At 69.9% G+C, this 2,181-nt stretch carries 4 protein-coding genes; all 4 read right to left on the bottom strand.

The window, feature by feature from the left end; all coding sequences use genetic code 11:
• Positions 1–135 precede the first annotated feature (135 nt).
• The 4 genes from AB0M01_RS27245 to AB0M01_RS27230 all read right to left on the bottom strand — a co-directional run bounded on the left by AB0M01_RS27245 (position 136) and on the right by AB0M01_RS27230 (position 2,029).
• On the bottom strand, positions 136–783 hold the full coding sequence (locus tag AB0M01_RS27245) for a histidine phosphatase family protein (RefSeq protein WP_363674326.1): 648 nt from the start codon (positions 781–783) through the stop codon (positions 136–138).
• Positions 784–847: 64 nt separating this feature from the next.
• Entirely contained in the window at positions 848–1,231 is a 384-nt protein-coding gene (rsfS, locus tag AB0M01_RS27240; RefSeq protein ID WP_363674324.1) for a ribosome silencing factor, read from the bottom strand.
• Positions 1,232–1,240: 9 nt separating this feature from the next.
• Complete coding sequence (gene nadD / locus AB0M01_RS27235; RefSeq protein WP_363674322.1) at positions 1,241–1,852, bottom strand: nicotinate-nucleotide adenylyltransferase; 612 nt, start codon at positions 1,850–1,852, stop codon at positions 1,241–1,243.
• An 18-nt stretch (positions 1,853–1,870) separates the two neighbouring features.
• Positions 1,871–2,029, bottom strand: a complete 159-nt coding sequence (locus AB0M01_RS27230) for a hypothetical protein (protein ID WP_363674319.1) — start codon at positions 2,027–2,029, stop codon at positions 1,871–1,873.
• Positions 2,030–2,181: the final 152 nt, after the last annotated feature.

Raw genomic sequence — 2,181 nt, 5'->3', positions numbered from 1 at the left:
GGGCAGGTCGGCGTACGGGCAGGTCGGCGTACGGGCAGGTCGGCGTACGGGCAGGTCGGCGTACGGGCAGGTCGGCGTACGGGCAGGTCGGCGTACTCGACCACGCCCCGAGGGCGTGGTCTTGTCCGGGAGCGGCTACTGCTGGGGGTCGTCCGACATGACCGGCTCAGGCAGCGAGCCGGCGTTCCACTCCTCGATGCGCCAGTTGCCGTTGCGGCTGGGCAAGAGGGAGATCCAGTTGCAGTTGGACAGGCCTCCGAAGGCGGGCCAGTGGGACTGGGGGATGCCTAGGAAGAGGCAGACGCCGACTCGGGCGGCGAGGCCGTGGGTGGCGACGACGACGGTGTCGGAAGGAGTCGCGTCCTCGACGGCGCGTTGGAGGGCGGGGGCGAAGCGGGCGGCGACTTCCTCGACGGTTTCGCCGGCGGTGCCTCGGCGTTGGGGTTCGCCGGCTCGGATGCGGGCGGCGGCCTCGGGGTTCGTTTCGGCGAGCTCGGCCATGGTGCGGCCGGCCCAGTCGTCGACGTCGATCTCGCGCAGGGACTTGTCGTACTCGACGGTGAGGCCGGTCAGGGCCGCGAGCTCGGCTGCCGTGGAGGCGGCGCGCTGGAGGTCGCTGGCGATCAGGCGGGTCGGGGCGAGCGAGGCGAGGCGGGCGGCCGCCGTACGGGCCTGCTCGACGCCGACCTCGTCCAGGGGGATGTCGGCCTGCCCCTGCATCTTGTCCTGGAGGTTCCACTCGGTGCGGCCGTGGCGCCAGACGATCAGGCGTCCTGCAGTCATTGCGTGTGCTCCTGGAGGTTCAAGGAGCCGACCCGGCCGACCCCGAATCGAGTGAAGAGGAAAACTACTCCGTACCGGCGCCCGGTACGGGCGAGGGCAGCGCGATGATCGGGCAGTCGCGCCACAGCCGCTCCAGCGAGTAGAAGCTGCGCTCCTCGTCGTGCTGGACGTGGATGACGATCTCGAGGTAGTCCAGCAGCACCCAGCGGCCCTCGCGGGCGCCTTCGCGGCGGACCGGCTTGGCGTCGAAGTCCTCGCGCAGCTTGTCCTCGATCGCGTCGACGATCGCGCGGACCTGGCGGTCGTTGGACGCCGAGGCGACCAGGAACGCGTCGGTGATCGCGAGCTGCTCGGAGACGTCGAACGCGAGCACGTTCTCGGCCTTCTTGTCGTGGGCTGCCTCGGCTGCCGCGGTGAGCAGCTGGACGGCGCGTTCGGAGGCAGGCATTCGATTCCTTCAGTGGTTGGTGTAGAGGTCGCGCTTGGCGATGTACTGGACGATGCCGTCCGGGACCAGGTACCAGGTCGGGTTGCCCTTGGCGACCCGGGCGCGGCACTCGGTCGACGAGATGGCCAGCGCGGGCACCTCGAGCAGGGTGATCCGGTCCATCGGGAGCCGGTCGAGCGGGAGCTCGGTGGCTTCGGTCCCCGGCCGGGTGCAGCCGACGAACTGGGCCAGTTTGAACATCTCGTCGACGTCGCGCCAGGTCAGGATCTGAGCGAGCGCGTCGGCGCCGGTGATGAAGAACAGCTCGGCGTCGGGGTAGAGCCGGGACAGGTCGCGCAGCGTGTCGATCGTGTACGTCGGCCCGGGCCGGTCGATGTCGACCCGGCTGACCGAGAACCGCGGGTTCGACGCGGTCGCGATCACCGTCATCAGGTACCGGTCCTCGGGCGGCGACACCTCCCGGTCGGTCTTCTGCCAGGGCTGGCCGGTCGGGACGAAGATCACCTCGTCCAGGTCGAAGTACGCCTGCACCTCGCTGGCGGCCACCAGGTGGCCGTGGTGGATCGGGTCGAACGTCCCGCCCATGACGCCGAGGCGCCGGACCCGTTCCGGGGAGTTCACGTCAGCTCGATCCGCCGCTCAGCTGTGCGGCCGACCCTTGCCCATGATCACGGTCAGCAGCAGCAGCGCGACCAGGACGAACAGGGAGAACCCGCCGTACCACCACGGCGAGATGTGCGACGCCTCGCCGGCGGCTTCGGACAGCGGCGCCAGCTGGGGCAGGAGTTGGAGAGCCATGAGGCAGAGCCTATCTCGCCGCACCCCCAAGAAGCGCGACCGGTCGGCCTCGAAGGCTCACCGGCAGTCGACGGTCACGTACTCGAAGCCCATCTCCGCGGCGAAGTCGACCATCTGCTTCTGCTTGCTGAGGTCGGAAGCGCTGTCCTCGT

The organism is Kribbella sp. NPDC051770, from assembly GCF_040681455.1.
GTDB lineage: Bacteria > Actinomycetota > Actinomycetes > Propionibacteriales > Kribbellaceae > Kribbella.
Note: the sequence above shows the minus strand (reverse complement) of the source record. Positions and strands in the feature narration are given on the sequence as shown.